This is a genomic window from Pseudomonas sp. 8BK, from assembly GCF_902506475.1.
In the GTDB taxonomy this organism is placed as follows: domain Bacteria; phylum Pseudomonadota; class Gammaproteobacteria; order Pseudomonadales; family Pseudomonadaceae; genus Aquipseudomonas; species Aquipseudomonas anguilliseptica.
On the sequence record NZ_LR733252.1, the window covers coordinates 2,919,768 to 2,935,560 of the forward strand.

General features: G+C 51.9%; 21 protein-coding genes and 1 tRNA gene. 8 read left to right on the forward strand and 14 right to left on the reverse strand.

The window, feature by feature from the left end:
- Nucleotides 1-29 precede the first annotated feature (29 nt).
- From ACIN8IBEIGE_RS13540 to ACIN8IBEIGE_RS13565, 6 genes are all read right to left on the reverse strand, one after another.
- Nucleotides 30-374 (reverse strand): hypothetical protein, encoded by a 345-nt coding sequence (locus ACIN8IBEIGE_RS13540; RefSeq protein WP_160015085.1) that lies wholly within the window; start codon nucleotides 372-374, stop codon nucleotides 30-32.
- Nucleotides 352-654 (reverse strand): DUF5447 family protein, encoded by a 303-nt coding sequence (locus ACIN8IBEIGE_RS13545; protein WP_160015086.1) that lies wholly within the window; start codon nucleotides 652-654, stop codon nucleotides 352-354. The genes ACIN8IBEIGE_RS13540 and ACIN8IBEIGE_RS13545 overlap by 23 nt, the downstream gene beginning before the upstream one ends.
- Before the next feature lie 406 nt (nucleotides 655-1,060).
- Nucleotides 1,061-1,297 (reverse strand): hypothetical protein, encoded by a 237-nt coding sequence (locus ACIN8IBEIGE_RS13550; RefSeq protein WP_160015087.1) that lies wholly within the window; start codon nucleotides 1,295-1,297, stop codon nucleotides 1,061-1,063.
- Entirely contained in the window at nucleotides 1,297-1,506 is a 210-nt protein-coding gene (locus tag ACIN8IBEIGE_RS13555) for a hypothetical protein (RefSeq protein ID WP_160015088.1), read from the reverse strand. Before ACIN8IBEIGE_RS13555 ends, ACIN8IBEIGE_RS13550 begins: the two co-directional genes overlap by 1 nt.
- Nucleotides 1,499-1,702, reverse strand: a complete 204-nt coding sequence (locus ACIN8IBEIGE_RS13560; RefSeq protein ID WP_160015089.1) for a hypothetical protein — start codon at nucleotides 1,700-1,702, stop codon at nucleotides 1,499-1,501. The genes ACIN8IBEIGE_RS13555 and ACIN8IBEIGE_RS13560 overlap by 8 nt, the downstream gene beginning before the upstream one ends.
- Nucleotides 1,702-1,917 (reverse strand): DNA-binding protein, encoded by a 216-nt coding sequence (locus tag ACIN8IBEIGE_RS13565; RefSeq protein WP_160015090.1) that lies wholly within the window; start codon nucleotides 1,915-1,917, stop codon nucleotides 1,702-1,704. The genes ACIN8IBEIGE_RS13560 and ACIN8IBEIGE_RS13565 overlap by 1 nt, the downstream gene beginning before the upstream one ends.
- Before the next feature lie 452 nt (nucleotides 1,918-2,369).
- Between ACIN8IBEIGE_RS13565 and ACIN8IBEIGE_RS13575 the strand changes: the two genes are divergently transcribed.
- Nucleotides 2,370-2,543: a hypothetical protein gene (locus ACIN8IBEIGE_RS13575; protein WP_160015092.1), complete on the forward strand. Its 174-nt coding sequence runs from the start codon at nucleotides 2,370-2,372 to the stop codon at nucleotides 2,541-2,543.
- 75 nt (nucleotides 2,544-2,618) lie between these two features.
- Entirely contained in the window at nucleotides 2,619-4,379 is a 1,761-nt protein-coding gene (locus tag ACIN8IBEIGE_RS13580) for an AAA family ATPase (protein ID WP_160015093.1), read from the forward strand.
- A 12-nt stretch (nucleotides 4,380-4,391) separates the two neighbouring features.
- On the opposite strand, the gene ACIN8IBEIGE_RS13585 is transcribed toward ACIN8IBEIGE_RS13580, so the two are convergent.
- Nucleotides 4,392-5,180, reverse strand: a complete 789-nt coding sequence (locus ACIN8IBEIGE_RS13585) for an HNH endonuclease (RefSeq protein WP_160015094.1) — start codon at nucleotides 5,178-5,180, stop codon at nucleotides 4,392-4,394.
- 144 nt (nucleotides 5,181-5,324) lie between these two features.
- Here ACIN8IBEIGE_RS13585 and ACIN8IBEIGE_RS13590 point away from each other — a divergent pair, with 144 nt between their 5' ends.
- The 4 genes from ACIN8IBEIGE_RS13590 to ACIN8IBEIGE_RS13605 all read left to right on the forward strand — a co-directional run bounded on the left by ACIN8IBEIGE_RS13590 (nucleotide 5,325) and on the right by ACIN8IBEIGE_RS13605 (nucleotide 9,034).
- Nucleotides 5,325-5,735 (forward strand): hypothetical protein, encoded by a 411-nt coding sequence (locus ACIN8IBEIGE_RS13590; protein WP_160015095.1) that lies wholly within the window; start codon nucleotides 5,325-5,327, stop codon nucleotides 5,733-5,735.
- A 16-nt stretch (nucleotides 5,736-5,751) separates the two neighbouring features.
- On the forward strand, nucleotides 5,752-6,825 hold the full coding sequence (locus tag ACIN8IBEIGE_RS13595) for a hypothetical protein (RefSeq protein WP_160015096.1): 1,074 nt from the start codon (nucleotides 5,752-5,754) through the stop codon (nucleotides 6,823-6,825).
- A gap of 68 nt (nucleotides 6,826-6,893) precedes the next feature.
- On the forward strand, nucleotides 6,894-7,928 hold the full coding sequence (locus tag ACIN8IBEIGE_RS13600; protein ID WP_160015097.1) for a hypothetical protein: 1,035 nt from the start codon (nucleotides 6,894-6,896) through the stop codon (nucleotides 7,926-7,928).
- A gap of 107 nt (nucleotides 7,929-8,035) precedes the next feature.
- Nucleotides 8,036-9,034 carry a tyrosine-type recombinase/integrase gene (locus ACIN8IBEIGE_RS13605; protein ID WP_160015098.1) on the forward strand — a complete coding sequence of 333 codons (999 nt, stop codon included), beginning with the start codon at nucleotides 8,036-8,038 and terminating at the stop codon, nucleotides 9,032-9,034.
- Nucleotides 9,035-9,048: 14 nt separating this feature from the next.
- On the opposite strand, the gene ACIN8IBEIGE_RS13610 is transcribed toward ACIN8IBEIGE_RS13605, so the two are convergent.
- The 5 genes from ACIN8IBEIGE_RS13610 to dapA form a co-directional block, all read right to left on the reverse strand.
- Nucleotides 9,049-9,594 carry a DUF4124 domain-containing protein gene (locus ACIN8IBEIGE_RS13610; RefSeq protein WP_160015099.1) on the reverse strand — a complete coding sequence of 182 codons (546 nt, stop codon included), beginning with the start codon at nucleotides 9,592-9,594 and terminating at the stop codon, nucleotides 9,049-9,051.
- 204 nt (nucleotides 9,595-9,798) lie between these two features.
- Nucleotides 9,799-9,888 (reverse strand) — tRNA-Ser (locus tag ACIN8IBEIGE_RS13615).
- 196 nt (nucleotides 9,889-10,084) lie between these two features.
- On the reverse strand, nucleotides 10,085-10,954 hold the full coding sequence (locus ACIN8IBEIGE_RS13620) for a phosphoribosylaminoimidazolesuccinocarboxamide synthase (RefSeq protein ID WP_160015100.1): 870 nt from the start codon (nucleotides 10,952-10,954) through the stop codon (nucleotides 10,085-10,087).
- Between the two features lie 87 nt (nucleotides 10,955-11,041).
- Complete coding sequence (bamC, locus tag ACIN8IBEIGE_RS13625) at nucleotides 11,042-12,160, reverse strand: outer membrane protein assembly factor BamC (RefSeq protein WP_160015101.1); 1,119 nt, start codon at nucleotides 12,158-12,160, stop codon at nucleotides 11,042-11,044.
- A 17-nt stretch (nucleotides 12,161-12,177) separates the two neighbouring features.
- Entirely contained in the window at nucleotides 12,178-13,056 is an 879-nt protein-coding gene (gene dapA, locus ACIN8IBEIGE_RS13630; RefSeq protein ID WP_160015102.1) for a 4-hydroxy-tetrahydrodipicolinate synthase, read from the reverse strand.
- Between the two features lie 226 nt (nucleotides 13,057-13,282).
- Here dapA and ACIN8IBEIGE_RS13635 point away from each other — a divergent pair, with 226 nt between their 5' ends.
- Both ACIN8IBEIGE_RS13635 and ACIN8IBEIGE_RS13640 read left to right on the forward strand, forming a co-directional pair.
- Nucleotides 13,283-13,840: a glycine cleavage system protein R gene (locus ACIN8IBEIGE_RS13635; RefSeq protein WP_160015103.1), complete on the forward strand. Its 558-nt coding sequence runs from the start codon at nucleotides 13,283-13,285 to the stop codon at nucleotides 13,838-13,840.
- A 13-nt stretch (nucleotides 13,841-13,853) separates the two neighbouring features.
- A complete protein-coding gene (locus ACIN8IBEIGE_RS13640) occupies nucleotides 13,854-14,327 on the forward strand; it encodes a peroxiredoxin (RefSeq protein ID WP_160015104.1) in 474 nt (157 codons plus the stop codon).
- A 50-nt stretch (nucleotides 14,328-14,377) separates the two neighbouring features.
- Here ACIN8IBEIGE_RS13640 and ACIN8IBEIGE_RS13645 read toward each other — a convergent pair whose 3' ends face one another.
- Both ACIN8IBEIGE_RS13645 and ACIN8IBEIGE_RS13650 read right to left on the reverse strand, forming a co-directional pair.
- Nucleotides 14,378-15,442 carry an AI-2E family transporter gene (locus ACIN8IBEIGE_RS13645; RefSeq protein ID WP_160015105.1) on the reverse strand — a complete coding sequence of 355 codons (1,065 nt, stop codon included), beginning with the start codon at nucleotides 15,440-15,442 and terminating at the stop codon, nucleotides 14,378-14,380.
- A 66-nt stretch (nucleotides 15,443-15,508) separates the two neighbouring features.
- Nucleotides 15,509-15,760 carry a sulfurtransferase TusA family protein gene (locus tag ACIN8IBEIGE_RS13650; RefSeq protein ID WP_160015106.1) on the reverse strand — a complete coding sequence of 84 codons (252 nt, stop codon included), beginning with the start codon at nucleotides 15,758-15,760 and terminating at the stop codon, nucleotides 15,509-15,511.
- Nucleotides 15,761-15,793 lie beyond the last annotated feature (33 nt).

A 15,793-nucleotide genomic window follows, 5' to 3' on the forward strand; every position in this document is an offset into this window, starting at 1 on the left:
AGGCTCAAGGCACGCGCCTTCGGCGCTTTTCAGCCTTGCCCCTCTGCTGCAGCAGGCTCCTTTTGGTTCGCGACCGAAGGTGACGGCGACGGGGTGGAGGCAAAGGAACCGGTGTTGGCTGACAGCTGGTCAGGACAGCCGAGGCGCACCCACTGGCTCAGTACGGCGCCACCCAGCGTCCACAGATCCGTTCCGCGTTGATGGGCTTCGGTCTGCAAGGCCAGGTGCACGGAGCCGGGAGCGCTGACGTAGAAGCGCCGGTCTTTGTCTTCCAAATCGGCCTGGCGTGGCGGTATGGCGGTGGTCATGGCGGTTACCTCGGCTATGCGGTGCTGCGTGTCGCGGTGCAGGTCAAAAGAGTTCGGTTTGTTCATCGAGCACACCGGGCCGATGCAGCGGCACAAAGGGCGTGGGCTTGCCGCGGGTTTCGGCCAGCTGCCAGTAATCCCGGTTGTTGCTCTGGCGCATGGCACAGCGGCAAATAACGGGTTCGACGTGCCAGCGGCCGTCCGCTGTCTGGTACAGCCGAGGCTGTATGCAGTTCGGGCCGTGACCCCTTACGGGTGGTTCCTGTTGGCTCAGCTCGGGGAAACGTTCCTTCAACGAGCAGCCCGGCTTGATGTGCGCTTTCAAGCCGCGGTAAGTAGGTGTCATAGAAGTACCTCCGCAGGCGGTGAGGTTTGCTGCAGGTGTAAAAGGAGCGGCCGCCCGACAGTGGGGTGACGGACACAAGGCACAGCGCGAAGAAACCGCCTAGCACGGGGGCGGCTTTGTGCTGGGCGCATACGTGGCGGCCGCTCAAAAGCTGTTCGATCAGGAAGGTCAGGTAAGGCACGGAAACAGGCAGGCGCATCACATGCCCTCCCCTTGGTATTTCTCGGCGGTGCCGATGCGGTGGGCTTGGCCTTGGGCCGTGCAGAAGGCGCGCACGCTTTCATCCAGCCAATCGCCAGGCAGTGCTGGCACGTTGGGCAGTCGTGCTTAAGGGACAGCGGGATCAGCGCGCAGATAAGCAGCAGCAACACACCCGAGGCGATCAGTAGATTCAAGCCGGCCATGCTCAGCCCTCCCCAACGATCACAGCCCAGGCGGGCAGCAACTCGAAGACAAACCAACCGAGCAGATCCACCGACAGGCCGATCAGCAGCACAGGCAGTGCAAAGCCAACGATGGAGATCGAGAACGACTGCACCACATAGCCAAGCGTCAGGCGTGGCTGTTGGTTGCCCAGCACGGCATAGAAGAAGCCGAAGCACGCAGCCACGACGGCGAGCGGCAGGAGGGTTTGTGCGTACATCACACGCCCTCCATCAAAAACCGCAGCCATGCGCCCATCAGCACACCGACAACGCAGCCAGGGATCGACAGCACCGAGCCGTAGAACATGCCCACGGCTGTACTCACAAACGGTGAGTAGCCCTTGTCACTCATAAAGGGCGAAGCCAGGCCATAGAGGAAGGCCAGCGCAGCGTAAACAGTGCCGCCGAGAATCAGAGGGTCATTCATGGCTGGCCTCCGCTATATGGCTCACCACCCAAACAGTGATGGACGCGAACAGATCAGCCGTACCGCAGTACGTGCTGTCAGCGAATGAGGTGTTGGCTTTGGGGTTGGCGTTGCAGTGGTTAGCACCCCACAGCGCCACAGTGGCCAGGCCGAGCAGCCCAAGGCACAGGTAGATAAGGTCGAGCAGGCGCTCCATTAGTAGTCCTCCTGTTCAAGGAGGCTCTTAACCAGCGAGACCACGTTCACCATACGGTGGCGGCCCATGCGCACGGTTGGCAGGTAGCCTTTATCGATCCACCCGCGAACGGTCTCTTGTTCGCTTTCCATATGTATCCAGTTGGCGAACTGACGCCACGGCATTAGCGGTGGGCAGTTAACGAACTGGCTGGCGTTGAGTTCTTCCACTTCCATGCACATTCCTGCACTATGATCTTGGGCTTTAAATTCCTTGAACTATCTTCAAGGGCAAGATCAAAAGTACAGATTGCTTGAACATACTTCAAGGAACTTATGTACATTTTTAAGTCGATTATTGAATGATCAGAGACCGGCTTATAGCCATTTGGGATAAGAAAGGACTGAGTGCGACAGAGCTGGAAAAGCTCACGGGGATCGACCGTAGCAACTGGTATTCGCTTCGGAACGGAAGGCGGCGCGCTAACGAAGACGATATTGCTGCCATGGCGAATGCCTTTCCTGATTACGCCTTTTGGCTGATCAGCGGGAAGGTAGCGCCAGAATCAGGACAGACCAGCCCAGAATATGACGAGGCTCATTCAAACTTGAGCAAACCTCACGCGGGATAGCGATCACAAAGGAAGTGACTAGGCGCTGGTACGCCCGAAAGAATGGGAAGCACAAACATGGATGTTGAAAGAACTCTTCTAAAAGTCGCAGTATCTATTATTGCATTGTTCGCAATTTTCCAAGGCACCCAAGGCCTAAAGGATTACTCATTGCAGCGTTCAGCGGAGATAGCTGACAAAGCCAAGTTAGCGAATGACGATATTAAAAACAAAGAGTCTGATCAAAAATAACTCGATTTCTATCTAAAGACTTTCTATCAAAAGAAAGCGAAAGAAGACGCAGCGAGTAATAAAAAAGGATTACCCATGAATTTTTTAGGATTTGGATTCTCTGGCTATCGAAGCATCGGTGAAAAGCCAGCACTCATAGGGCCGCTAAAGAAAATAAACTTTATTATTGGCGAAAATAACATAGGAAAGTCGAACATTACACTATTCCTCAAACATCACCTCCAAAAGGAACTTAACCTTTTGGGAAGGAATGACCAAGGATCAAGTTTAAATAAAATTGACATACACCTCGACAGCCGAACCCCCTTCCATCTTGCCCTACCAGTACCTAATAGCGCCGATAAAATCTCCGAGTATCTCTCTAAAATTCCAGACTTAACTTTACCCAATAGAGATACTACCGCAATAGCAAACTTACTAAATCATGAAACCTTCTCGCCAAAAAGTGGAATTTCATGGTTAAAATTTGGAGAAGGCAACGGAAGAAATACAAAATTACAACACAATATAAATGACATAAAAATTGGAATAAATTTAGGTACCTGGCAATCCATTTGGTCAAAGCTTACAAACCGCAATGGAGGTGACGTCGACACTTGGATTACAGATTCACTTGTAGTCCTTGCAAAATTGATTGCACCCTTGCCAAAAATTGAGCTAATACCCGCCATAAGAAAAATCGGAACGCCCGGCACAAACGATGACGACTACAGTGGTGAGGGAATTATAAATAGACTTGCCAAACTTCAAAATCCGAATATCGACTCTCAAAGTGACAAGATAAAATTTCACAATATAAATAAGTTCCTCCAAACAGTTCTCGACAACGAAAGTGCCACACTAGAAGTACCTCACGACCGAGATATGATTTTAGTCCACATGGACCAGAGAACACTTCCACTAAGCTCTCTAGGAACTGGAATTCATGAGGTAATAATTCTTGCAACTGCAGCCACTGTTCTGGATGAAACACTACTATGCGTAGAAGAACCGGAGTTGCATTTGCACCCATTGCTTCAAAGAAAATTAATCAACTACTTATCTAAAAAAACTTCTAATCAATATTTATTTACCACACACTCCGCGCACCTACTAGACACAGTAGGCGCAGAAGTTTTTTTCGTAAGGAAAGATGAACATTGTAATACCATTGTAGACGCAGTCACCACAACCAGAGAAAGATCAAACATATGTCATGAGTTAGGATACAAAGCATCAGATATACTCCAATCCAATTGCATAATTTGGGTTGAAGGCCCTTCAGATAGAATTTATCTAAATTTCTGGATAGAAAAAAACAGCAAACAACTTATTGAAGGGATTCACTATTCAATTATGTTTTATGGCGGCCGCCTTTTTAGTCACCTTTCAGGAGCAAGCGATGAACACCTGGAAGAGACAACTAGTGAGTTTATAGCACTAAGAAAGCTAAACAGATGGTCAGCAATAATGTTCGACAGTGACAAATCGTCCCCTCGCGCCAAACTTTCTAATACCAAAGAAAGACTGAAAAAAGAATTTGATGAAGGCCCTGGGTTTGCATGGGTTACTCGCGGCAGAGAAATTGAAAACTACATCGATCCAGATATCATTGAAAAATGCGTCAAGTTTGTACACCCCCACGCTACATCTCTTTTAGGGAAAGACGTTTGGGACAACACTTTAAAATTTAAACAGACCGGCACGAAAAATCCAGAAGCAACGGCTGACAAAATAAGCATTGCTAAACACTACACAACAAACTATGAAGCAGACCTTTCAAAGCTTGACTTGAATCAAAGGATCAATGAGCTTTTGACATTCATACACACTGCCAATGGCTTCCAAAGCCCTTAGCAAATGACAGTATCAACATTTCACACCTCTCAAAATCTTGCATAAATCTTCTATCGACAACGTAGCGTTTTTAATTCTATGTACGACAGAGTGGCAGTTAGGACAAAGCGGCACTAGATCCTTTTCCGGATCAACTACCCGGCTGCCTTGATACTCGGAAAGCGGCACAATATGGTGAATATGAATAATCCCCTTGGCGTATTCACCATAGGTTTTCTCAAAGTTAAAGCCACAGCCCTTGCAGGTCAGCCCATGAATGGCGATCGCTTGCTGGCGTAGCTTCGGGTCGCGCTCATAGCGGGTGCTGTAGACCTTGGAGGGGTGGCCTTCTTCCCTGGACTCAAACTCATCCAGGCTAGGCAGTGGCTCAGCCTCTCTGACCTCAAACGGTTTAAGCCGTGCCTTGTTCACAATCCGTTGATAGGTGGCACCGTCGATTGGCCGCACACCACTGCGCCAGTAGTTGCTCGCCTTAGAGTCGGGTATCACCTCTAGGTAATCATCGCCTTCCTTAGCCAGCACCGGTTCTGCAAAGGCTCTGTAGTCGCTCAAAATCGCATACAGATCGCCCTTGGAACTGGCTTCATCCGCGTGCACCTGCTCGATTGTCGCTACACCAAAGTAATGCGGGCTAGGGCTAAGCCGGGAGTCAGCAAAGGCCTTATCCAGAAGCTTGCCTTTGTAGTAGATCACCTGGGTGCCAGGTGTGAGGATCGCTTGATAGCGCTTAGGAAAGTGGTAGACAACGCCTGTCTGGTCCGCCCATTGGGAAACGTCGTTCTCTGCAATCACCGCGGGCATACCAGACTCCATTCTTCAATACGGACGCCGAGGGTAACAGGATGAAAATACCCTTAATAGACGTAATGGCGTTTGGCTACATTCCCCGCAGCTGATGCGGTAAGCTCCGGCAAAGCCAAGGACAGCAAGCAGCAAGGATGCCCCATGCCATACAGACCCAGACGCCGCGAACTCTACATCACCGTTAACCCATGGATGCTGGTAGGCAGCATTGCTGTCGGGTTATGGCTGGGCTTTATGGCAATCCTCATCACCTGCGCCCTGATCTATAAGGTCTACGAAGAGCAGCAGATCCGCCAGGTTAACTCTGCACTCCGCCAGATGGGCGAAGTCTTCCAAAACCCTCCCGCACGACCCCAGGTTGATGCGAGCACGCAGATGTTTGAGCAGTTCAAACAGAACCAAGCCCAACTCCAACGCGAACAAGCCGAAGCCCAGGCCCAATCAGAAAAAGAACAACGCATAACCAGCCCACAATGCCGATTCTGGATGCAGCAGCACACCACTGCGCCTACGCAAAAATCACAAGAAAGCATTCAAAAATACTGCGAATAAATTCAAGGAAGAAAACTTGAGCAACAATACAAATATCGAAGAAGACGCTATTGATAAAACAATAGCCAAATTCGAGGCTTTCGCCCTAAAACATCTTAAAGAGATTTTAACAATAGCCCCGCCCATTATAGGGCTTTCTATATTTCTTTCGTATTTTGTAAAGCAAGGATTCTACCCAAGCTTTGACATTTTGCAGTTCAGTTCTCTATTGATATTTGCATTTATAATTGGCGCGATTTTAATTCTTTCAATAGCTTCAGCATTGGCAGCGCCAGGATTCATATACAAGAGCATTTTGCTTTCTCATGACAAAAGCAAAAAGAAACTTAGGATACACTTTATAAATCCAGACGAAAGCGAAGACAGGATTCAAATGTTTTTCGTCTACAGAATACTCATATTTTACCCAATACTATTTGGCGGCCTTTTAAATTGGCTGGCAGTATTTTCATTTTCCGATCACTACATGCCAATATTTTTTACGATACCTTTATTTATAAGCTTGATATTTTGCGCGATTTCAAGCCAATTCTTAGAATTTCAAGCCAGCAGCATTTTTGCGTTATTTCTTACATTGTTAATCGCAGTTCTTATGTCAAATTTCTCGATACTAACAATAATTTTAGTTGCCAAAGAAGCAATATTTAACGCAGGCAACGATATCGCTCAATCAGCAGTCATACTAATCGGCTCCATATTCATTTCTCTAGTAATATCAATTTCATGCATTGCGGTTCTTGGCGGTATTCGCTACTTACTCTATGCGTGCATTATTTTCTCAGCAGTAATACTTTTTTACGGCGGAGTACTAACAAGCTTTCCAAGTAAATTTATAAACATGCTCAGCCTAGGCAACTACACTGCGACAAGCCTTGTGCTCACTAAAGACTTTTGCGAAATCAAAAACTTCCCAGTTGAAATTAACGAGAAATGCGAACTAACTGACGCACACATCATATGGAGCTTGGGCGACCACACACTTGCTAGAGTTGAATCAAAAGCAGGTGGGACGTATCGATTCCAGATTCAGAATAAGTATATTCGAGCGATAGTTCGGAAAAACTCAAAAAGCGATAATATAAAAAACTAAACCCGCAGCTTTTATACAGCACTAAATCCCTAAATTAGATTACACGCAGTCCTTTTAGAGGTAGATCGGTGAACATCCATACGACTTACAAAAACCAACAAATCACTCTACAGAAAATAATCACCACAACCAAAGAGTACACCGATATTTTTTATAGCACCTCCCTAAAATCAGTCTGTAGCGACAGATTTTCTTATTACATCATAGGCCACATAATAACAACGTTCACCAGCTTATATTTCATCACTAAATATCTAGACCAAAACACATATGAATACAACAAGGCATCACTTACCCTACTATTTTCACAATTGCTATTAGTGCCTATGGGCATTCACATAGCAACTAAAAGCGCTATTGAAAAAGCAAAAAAAGTAGTTCCACTTCCTGAAGATTTTGTATCAGCAGAACACAATGTTATAGCCGAAATATCAAGACATAAAATAATTTGGCTCACCGAAAAATATCAATGCACACAGGATGATCTTTCGCAGTTAAGCAAAGATATCCAGCGCGAGTGGCTGAATTGGAAGGAAGTACAGAACCTAGCCGGTAATGGCGATTGGAGCCTAGTACAGGCTTTCTTCAAAACCCCTAAAAGCGACCGTCTTGTAGCACTAATGGCAGTTACACTCGCCATTCTCGCAAGTATATTGGTAACAATCGAAGTAGATGAAAATTATCTATTTCTAAACCTCGCAGAAATCTGGGAAACATTTATTATTTTCACTCGAGAACTACTCATATTCTGCACGCTTATAGCCATTGTCTTTATATTTCAAATTCCTATATTTTTAAAAATGATAAAAGAAATAACATATTGGATAATTAATAAATCAGGAAAATATGAATTAAGCGACCGGACGCTTTACAGAAAACTCAGAGACATGCAATGGCTCTGCGGCACTGAGTTAGCCGCGCCCATAGAAACTTCAAAAACAATTAGATTCGTTGACGACCTTGTGGAGTTTGTATTCCTACCTATTCAGGATGCGTTCTTCTCGCCGCATGCTCGGAGTGGTTTAGTCATCTCTCTTTGTGTAGCTCTAGTCTTACAATGTATTACCTCAACAGTAACCTTGCTATCGTTTTTCATCGACTAATAAAAATCAACAAGTAGAGTTCTATCTGCACACTAGTGCACTTTGTTGTGTTTATTTTGATTTTATAGAGCTTATGCTTGATAAACCCTTCTTTATGAGGAGGGTTTATGAGTATTGAAAAGCAAGAAGACGGTCGTTGGTTGGCGGATGTAGAGCCAGTGAAGGGCAAACGCTTTCGGCGGCGATTTAAGACCAAAGCGGAGGCCGTGCGGTTTGAGGCGATGGTGCGGGAGCGCTTAGCGCAAAACCCAGACTGGAATCTAAAGCCGAAGGATAAACGCCGGCTTAGCGAGCTGGTGGCGCGTTGGGCATTGCTGCATGGGCATGCGTTGGCGGATGGTGAAAACCGCAGAAAGCTTTTAGTACAGCTGGTGGCGGATCTCGGAGATCCGGTGGCGATCGCTTTCAGTGCTCATAACTACACCGAGTACCGGGCACAGCAGTTGGCCAGTGGTGCCAACGGCAAGACGCTGAATAATCGCCTGGGTTATCTGCGTGCTGTGTTTAACGAGCTGCTACAGCAAGGCGAGATCGATTATGCCAATCCCCTCCTCCGCGTTAAGCCGCTCAAGCTACAGGAGCGTGAGCTGACGTATCTGAATGATGAGCAGATCACCACGCTGTTTGAAGCCATCAGGAAGCGCTGTAAGACGCCGCATGTGCATATGGTTGCGTTGATATGCCTGGCAACGGGTTCACGCTGGAGCGAGGCTCAGGGCTTGGTGCCGCAGCGGGTTCGCAATGGCACAGTGACCTTTGTGAACACCAAATCAAAGCGCGCTCGGTCCATCCCGATTAGTGGCGAGCTGGAGCAGCAGCTAAACGCGCACTTCACCGCTCACGGGCTGTTTTCCAACTGCCTTAACAGCTTCGATAAGACCTTGAAGGCATCAGGCCTGGTACTGCCTGCCGGGCAGTCATCACACGTGCTGCGCCATACCTTCGCATCGCACTTCATCATGAACGGCGGAAACATCCTGACGCTGCAGAAGATCCTCGGCCATACGTCACTGGCCATGACGATGCGCTATGCACACCTGTCACCGGATCACCTGCAGGATGCTGTGCGCTTTGGGCCTATTGATGATTTTGAACGGTTCTTCTGACGGTGGGCCGGGCGCTAGGGTTTTTGAGCGCGCTTGGCCCCTTCCTTGAACGCTTCTTTGAAGGCTTCTGCCATTAGGCCTGAACAGACCAAAATACCGGCACCTTTAGACAGGCACTCATAGTTTTTCTGATCCTCGCCTGAGCTTGTAATGCAGTCCTGCATGGTTATCTGCTTATTGACGGCATCCAGGCTTTTTATGCCTTTGTCATACTCAGCTGCTGATGCCTTTCCGGACTGCTTCTTCTCTCTTGCAATGTCCTTCAGATTATCGATATCGATAGCCGTCCAACGCATAGCGCTGCTGCACATTTCTTTTTTCGATGCCTTAGCTGAGGCAGTGGGGTTGCTCTCTGAAGACGGAGCCTCCGCCTCTGGAGCAGGTCGATCGTCACCAATATAGCCTTGGTTGATCTTTACCGGCTCGACTTTTTGCTGAGCTGGTGGGGGCTGGGTGCTGAAGTGTTTTTGGCCGTTCTCATCAACCCATTTGTAGATCTGAGCTTGCGCTGTCGTTGCGGCACACAGTAGCAAGAGAGGAAGCAGCTTGCGACAGAACATTCGTAAGTCCTTTTATGATGAGTAGGCACAATCTAGAGGGTCGATATCCAGCGGCAAAGCATCCTACAGGGCGTTTGCCTATTCAATATCAGGCAGAGATTTTACCTTTTCCTCACTTTCGACACTTTTTCGACAGTGCCCAAATGCCAGAAACAAAAAACCCCTGACTTCACTAGGAAAATCAGGGGTTTAGGTACTGCAATATGGCGGGAAGATAGGGATTTGAACCCTAGGTACCATCGCTGATACAACGGATTTCGAATCCGTCCCGTTCGGCCACTCCGGCATCTTCCCGTGGCGGCGCGCATGATAACAGCTGAAGTGCGTTTGGCGAACCCCAGTTTTGAAATTTTTCACATACTTTCAGATGCTTGCGATCAAAGGAGTTGAACAGCGGCCAAATCTGGCTGGTAGGAGGATAAACAGTCGTCCACAAAAAGGGGCGCCGTAGCGCCCCTCTGTATCGCACTTACACGCATATTGCAGCGATTTAGACGGTCAGGCGCGTCAAAGCCTCGCGGTATTTGTCAGCGGTTTTCTGCGCGACGTCAGCGGGCACTGCTGGAGCTGGCGGTTCTTTGTTCCAGCCGGTGGACTCCAGCCAGTCACGTACGAACTGTTTGTCGAAGCTTGGTGGATTCTTGCCTTCTACATAACTGTCCGCCGGCCAGAAGCGGCTGGAATCTGGGGTCAGCGCTTCGTCCATCAGGGTCAGGGTGCCGTCTTCGTCCAGGCCGAATTCAAACTTGGTGTCGGCGATGATAATGCCGCGTGTGGCTGCGTATTCCACCGCTGCGCTGTAGAGGGCAATGGAGGTGTCGCGCACTTTCGCAGCCAGCTCTGCGCCGATGATCGCTTCGCACTGCTCGAAACTGATGTTCTCGTCGTGATCGCCCACGGCAGCCTTGGTCGAGGGGGTGAAGATCGGTTGCGGCAGCTTGGCCGCTTCTTTGAGGCCAGCAGGCAGTTGAATGCCACAGACGGTGCCGTCCTTCTGGTATTCCTTCCAGCCGGAGCCGACGATATAACCACGTACGATGGCTTCCACCGCGACCGGCTTAAGGCGCTTGGCGACCACTGCGCGGCCTTCCACCAACGGCAATTCGGCGGCCGGGACGATGTCCTCAACCTTGTCACCGGTGAAGTGGTTGGGCACCAGGTCCTTGAGCTTGTCGAACCAGAAATTGGAGATGGCGGTGAGGATTTTGCCCTTTTCCGGGATCGGCTCGTTGAGGATCACGTCAAATGCCGAAAGGCGGTCGGTGGCGACCATCAGCATGCGTGTGTCGTCGATCTCGTATAGGTCACGGACTTTGCCCGAATAGATTTTCTTCAGGCTCAGGGTGGTGGCTGTGCTCATGTCGGAATTTCCGCCTTTGGTAAACAAAACAGGCGAAACCCGCCGGGTTTCGCCTATTGGTAGTGCCGGTGCAGCAGTGGCCTGCTGTCAGCCAAGGTTTTCCTGGATCAGGTCCAGCACCTTGCGCGCCACGTCGGCGGGGGCAATGGTGTTGAGGTCTTTTTCCACGGTGACCTGCACGCTATCGCCAACGGCAGTCAGGCGTACCTGATAGCGCTCGGCGCGGGCGTCGATCTCTTCCTTGCTCGGGGCGCTGCCAAATACGCTGCCGAAGAAGCCAGGCTTGTCGTCAGGTTTCTGCGCGCGCTCGGCGAGGTTGATGTAGTAAACACCCAGGCTGCGGTTGATATCGTCGATGCGCACATCAGCCATTTCCAGGGAGCGACCGACACCGGACCAGGCACGATCGAAATCCGCCCCCAGGCTCAACACCGGGTTGCCGTTGCCATCTTCGGACAAGCTAACGCGGTTCGGCGCGTCGTAATCACGAGCAGCCAGCAAGGATACCGAACCACCCTGCTCGGCGCTGCGCGCCAGGGTCACGAGCATTTCATCGAGCAGCGCAGCATCCAGGCTTGGATTGCTGCTGCGGTTGGTGAAGGCGACATCGGCCGTGCTGCCGGCTGGACGCTCGGCGCTGACCACGAAAATCTCGCTGGTATTGCGCTGCACGCCTGGCTCGATACGCACCCGCACGCGGGTTTCGGCATCTGGGTTCACACCGGACACGCGGCTGCTCAGACGGCGCGCCATGGATTCGGACAGCGCATCAAAACGCTGCCAGGAGGTGCTGAATTCACCCGTTTGCGGCCGCTCTTCTGCAATCTGAAAACCGTTGTCAGCAAAGAACTGACGCGCTACAGGCCAGACTTCAGCCGGTACACGTTGCGCCACAACCCAGCGCGACTCGCCGCTCTTTTGCAGGCTGAACTCGCTGGCATCACCGGCTACAGCCAGGGCTTGCGGGCGCGGCACGATAAATTCGCCGGTATCGGTGGTGGTCGCCACCTGCTGCGGCACGGGCAGCAATGGGTCGATACGCTTGGCGTCGACGTTTGGCGGGAGTTGCATCGTGGCCGTCTGACGGGCTTCGAGGTAGTCGCTGCCACGGTCACGGAAATAGCCGTTTTCGCCATAGATCCAGCCACAACCGCTGGTACCAGCGATGATCAGGGCCAGGGCGGAGAGTCCGGTGAGTCGCTTCATGCGTAGTAATTCCTCAATTAAACCAATACGCCGGACTGGCGCATGGCCTGACGCAGCGGGTCATGACAACGTGGGCTGAGCCAGGTCAGTGGCAGACGGATACCGTCTGGCATCAAACCCATTTCATGCAGAGCCCATTTCACCGGAATCGGGTTGGATTCGATAAACAGCGCTTTGTGCAGCGGCATCAGACGATCATTGATGGCGCGTGCGATGGCGGCTTCACCACGCATGGCAGCGGCACACAGATCGCTCATGGCGCGCGGGGCGACGTTGGCGGTTACCGAGATATTGCCCTTGCCGCCCATCAGCATCAGCTCGACGGCGGTGGCGTCATCACCGGAATAAACCAGGAAGTCCTTGCTCACGCGATCCAGTACTTCCTGGCCGCGCTGTAGGTCGCCCGTGGCTTCCTTGATACCGATGATGTTGTCGATCTTGGCCAGGCGCTCAACCGTCTCCGGCAGCATGTCGCAGACGGTGCGGCCTGGCACGTTGTAGAGGATCTGCGGGATGGCCACCGATTCGGCGATGTGACGGAAGTGCAGGTACAGGCCTTCCTGAGTCGGCTTGTTGTAATACGGGGTGACCAGCAGGCATGCATCGGCGCCGACGTCTTTGGCTGCGCGGGTCAGCTCGACCGACTCACGGGTGGAATTACCACCGGTGCCAGCGATGACCGGAATGCGCCCGGCGACCTGATCAACGACACGCTTGATCACTTCGATGTGTTCAGGCACCTCAAGGGTCGCCGACTCGCCGGTAGTGCCGACTGCGACGATGGCATTGGTGCCCTCCTGCAGGTGGAAATCCACCAGTTTGCTCAGGCTGTCCCAATCAAGACCACCTTGTGCATCCATGGGCGTAACCAGTGCCACCATACTGCCCGCAATCATGCAACCGCTCCTGCCGGAAAAAGAGAGCCGTAATGGTACTGGGGCCACCTGCCTTGCACAAGCGAAGTACCGAGGCAACGCGTATACAATCTTTATCAGGCAAACGCGGCACATTACTCATCGACAAGCCCTGCCGGCATTCCCCTCAGCGGTGCTTTTCGCTACCCTTCCGGCTTTGATCGGCGCTGCGCCAGCAGCTCGACCGCTTATCGTTTAGGAAGGCTGCATGTCCACCCCCCCAGTTCGCGAACAATTCCTGCTTATCAGCGCTCTTGGCCCCAATGCTATGGAGCTGACCAATGTGCTCTGCCGCACCAGCCATGAGAACCGTTGCGCCGTGGTCAGTACCCGCCTTAGCCGGCATGGCGAATACAGCGCGCTGGTGCTGCAGGTGTCCGGTAGCTGGGATGCCCTCGCGCGCCTGGAGTCGAACCTGCCGGCGCTGGCGAAAAAGCACAGTTTCTCGGTCAATGTGATTCGCAGCGCTGCCTCGGAAAGCCGCCCACAGGCGCTACCTTATGTAGCGTATGTCAGCTCGGCCTACCGCCCGGACATCCTTAATGAGCTGTGCCAGTTCTTTCTCGACCACCACGTCGAGCTGGAAAACCTCACCTGTGATACCTACCAGGCACCACAGACCGGCGGCACCATGCTCAACGCCACCCTGACCGTGACCCTGCCAGCCGGTACGCAGATCAGCTGGTTGCGTGATCAGTTCCTCGACTTTGCCGATGCGTTGAACCTGGATGCGCTGATTGAGCCTTGGCGCCCACAGAACCCATAAGGAGCAGCATTTTATGGCCGTAGCACTCGACACCCCGGTTGCAGACTTCCAGGCACAGGCCACCAGCGGCCAGACCGTTCAGCTCTCGGCACTCAAGGGACAGCAAGTGGTGATCTACTTCTACCCGAAGGACAGCACCCCAGGCTGCACCACCGAGGGTCAGGGTTTTCGTGATCAATACCCGGCGTTTCAGGCGGCCAACACGCTGATCTTTGGCGTCTCGCGCGACAGCCTGAAATCCCACGAGAACTTCAAGTGCAAGCAGGAGTTCCCCTTCGAGCTGATCTCCGACAAGGATGAAGCGGTCTGCCAGCTGTTCGATGTGATCAAGCTAAAGAAGCTCTACGGCAAGGAATACCTGGGCGTCGACCGCAGCACCTTCCTGATCGATAAAGACGGCGTACTGCGCCAGGAATGGCGCGGCGTAAAGGTTCCAGGGCATGTCGATGCGGTATTGGCTGCAGCCCAGGCGCTGAATAAGGCCTGAACGTCACGCATAAAAAAGCCGGTCCATGACCGGCTTTTTATTGCCTGCAGCTATTGCGCCGCCACCTGCTCACTGCGCGGCCAAGCGTCAATCACCGCCTTGAACAAGGTGGCCAGCGGGATGGCGAAGAACACCCCCCAGAACCCCCACATACCGCCAAACAACAGCACAGCGCAGATAATCGCCACCGGGTGCAGATTAACCGCTTCGGAAAACAGCAAAGGCACCAGAACGTTGCCATCCAGCGCCTGAATGATCCCGTAGACCACCATCAGATAGATGAACTGATCACCAAAGCCCCACTGGAACAGCCCGATCAGCGCAACCGGCACAGTCACCACCACCGCACCGATATACGGCACCACCACCGACAGGCCGACAAACAAAGCCAGCAGCGCCGCATAGTTAAGCCCCAGGGCAGCAAAGGCGATATAGGTAACCACGCCGCAGATAATGATTTCGATCACCTTGCCACGGATATAGTTGGCGATCTGCTTGTTCATTTCCTCGGCCACCTGAGTAATCAGCGCCCGCTCGCGCGGCAGGTAACCGCGAAACCAGACACCGATCAGCTCCCGATCCTTGAGAAAGAAGAACACCAGAATCGGCACCAACACCACGTAGATCATGATGCTGACCAACATCGGCAAACTGGACAGCGAGAACGACAGCGCCGACTGGCCGACACTTCCAGCCTCACCCCGCACGGCCTCAATCAGCTGCAACACCTGCTCATTGGTAATCAGCGTGGGGTAGCGCTCCGGCAGCAACAGAAACAGTGACTGCCACTCGCCCAGCATCCGCGGCAACTCGTTGAACAGGGTAATCACCTGGCGCCAGAGCAACGGCATCAGCACCAACAGAAACACCCCCAGCATGCTCATAAAGAGGGTGAATACCAGCCATACCGACACCACCTGCGGGATGCGCAAACGCTCAAAGGCATTTACCAAACCCTGCATCAAAAACGCCAGCACCATACCGGTCAGTACCGGAGCCAGCATGCCGCCCAGGGTCAGTATGACAGCGAAGCCGACCACCAGCAGCACCGCCAGCACCACCGCCTGCTCATCGGAAAAATAGCGATGCAGCCAGTCTTGAAACACCTTGAACATCGTGACTCCTTACCTGGGCAGCACCTATAAAGGCTGCCTCATAATCCGCATCAAACGCAGCAAATCCTAAGCTTTGCGTAGCCAATAGCGGTACACGCCATTATCAATTTCTTCACGCAGCAGACTATGCCCAGCCAGGCTGGCGAAGGCACGAAAATCCCGCTGTGAGCCCGCGTCCGTGGCCTCAACTTTGAGCACCGCGCCACTAGCCATACGGTTGAGCTCCAATTTGGCCTTGAGTAAAGGTAGCGGGCAGTTCAACCCGCAGGCGTCCAGTTGCGCGTCGAAGTCTTCGGCACGCCATTGCATATCAGTCATTGAGCTACTCCAGGAGGGCCCCAAGGATACCCA

Bases quoted from the DNA above. Each gene is read 5' to 3' on its own strand.
- ACIN8IBEIGE_RS13590 (WP_160015095.1), top strand. From the start codon at position 5,325: ATGCCATACAGACCCAGACGCCGCGAACTCTACATCACCGTTAACCCA.
- ACIN8IBEIGE_RS13555 (WP_160015088.1), bottom strand. From the start codon at position 1,506: ATGAATGACCCTCTGATTCTCGGCGGCACTGTTTACGCTGCGCTGGCC.
- ACIN8IBEIGE_RS13545 (WP_160015086.1), bottom strand. From the start codon at position 654: ATGACACCTACTTACCGCGGCTTGAAAGCGCACATCAAGCCGGGCTGC.
- ACIN8IBEIGE_RS13605 (WP_160015098.1), top strand. From the start codon at position 8,036: ATGAGTATTGAAAAGCAAGAAGACGGTCGTTGGTTGGCGGATGTAGAG.
- ACIN8IBEIGE_RS13550 (WP_160015087.1), bottom strand. From the start codon at position 1,297: ATGTACGCACAAACCCTCCTGCCGCTCGCCGTCGTGGCTGCGTGCTTC.
- bamC (WP_160015101.1), bottom strand. From the start codon at position 12,160: ATGAAGCGACTCACCGGACTCTCCGCCCTGGCCCTGATCATCGCTGGT.
- ACIN8IBEIGE_RS13585 (WP_160015094.1), bottom strand. From the start codon at position 5,180: ATGCCCGCGGTGATTGCAGAGAACGACGTTTCCCAATGGGCGGACCAG.
- dapA (WP_160015102.1), bottom strand. From the start codon at position 13,056: ATGATTGCGGGCAGTATGGTGGCACTGGTTACGCCCATGGATGCACAA.
- ACIN8IBEIGE_RS13580 (WP_160015093.1), top strand. From the start codon at position 2,619: ATGAATTTTTTAGGATTTGGATTCTCTGGCTATCGAAGCATCGGTGAA.
- ACIN8IBEIGE_RS13610 (WP_160015099.1), bottom strand. From the start codon at position 9,594: ATGTTCTGTCGCAAGCTGCTTCCTCTCTTGCTACTGTGTGCCGCAACG.
- ACIN8IBEIGE_RS13635 (WP_160015103.1), top strand. From the start codon at position 13,283: ATGTCCACCCCCCCAGTTCGCGAACAATTCCTGCTTATCAGCGCTCTT.
- ACIN8IBEIGE_RS13650 (WP_160015106.1), bottom strand. From the start codon at position 15,760: ATGACTGATATGCAATGGCGTGCCGAAGACTTCGACGCGCAACTGGAC.
- ACIN8IBEIGE_RS13645 (WP_160015105.1), bottom strand. From the start codon at position 15,442: ATGTTCAAGGTGTTTCAAGACTGGCTGCATCGCTATTTTTCCGATGAG.
- ACIN8IBEIGE_RS13620 (WP_160015100.1), bottom strand. From the start codon at position 10,954: ATGAGCACAGCCACCACCCTGAGCCTGAAGAAAATCTATTCGGGCAAA.
- ACIN8IBEIGE_RS13560 (WP_160015089.1), bottom strand. From the start codon at position 1,702: ATGGAGCGCCTGCTCGACCTTATCTACCTGTGCCTTGGGCTGCTCGGC.
- ACIN8IBEIGE_RS13540 (WP_160015085.1), bottom strand. From the start codon at position 374: ATGAACAAACCGAACTCTTTTGACCTGCACCGCGACACGCAGCACCGC.
- ACIN8IBEIGE_RS13640 (WP_160015104.1), top strand. From the start codon at position 13,854: ATGGCCGTAGCACTCGACACCCCGGTTGCAGACTTCCAGGCACAGGCC.
- ACIN8IBEIGE_RS13575 (WP_160015092.1), top strand. From the start codon at position 2,370: ATGGATGTTGAAAGAACTCTTCTAAAAGTCGCAGTATCTATTATTGCA.
- ACIN8IBEIGE_RS13565 (WP_160015090.1), bottom strand. From the start codon at position 1,917: ATGGAAGTGGAAGAACTCAACGCCAGCCAGTTCGTTAACTGCCCACCG.